Raw genomic sequence first — 238 nt, 5'->3', positions numbered from 1 at the left:
GGCCTGATCGACGCGCCCGGCAAGGTGACGGCAGACGAAGTCACGTTCAACGGCGTGGATCTCTTGAAGGCGTCGCCGAAGGCGCGCCGCAAGATCGTCGGCAAGGACATCGCGATGGTGTTCCAGGACGCGCTGACGAGCCTGAACCCGAGCTACACGGTCGGCTACCAGATCAAGGAAGTGCTGAAGCTGCACGAAGGGCTGCGCGGCGACGCGCTGCACCGGCGCGCGCTCGAAC

1 pseudogene is annotated in these 238 nt (G+C 66.0%); it reads left to right on the top strand.

The window, feature by feature from the left end:
• A pseudogene (dppD, locus tag AAEZ08_RS23425) lies at nucleotides 1-238 on the top strand (dipeptide ABC transporter ATP-binding protein DppD); the annotation flags it as partial.

It is taken from the genome of Pseudomonas sp. E45-MNA-CIBAN-0222 (genome assembly GCF_040310405.1).
Lineage (GTDB): Bacteria > Pseudomonadota > Gammaproteobacteria > Pseudomonadales > Pseudomonadaceae > Stutzerimonas > Stutzerimonas stutzeri_AC.
The sequence above is the reverse complement of the archived record's forward strand: the minus strand, read 5'-3'. Positions and strand labels throughout refer to the sequence as shown.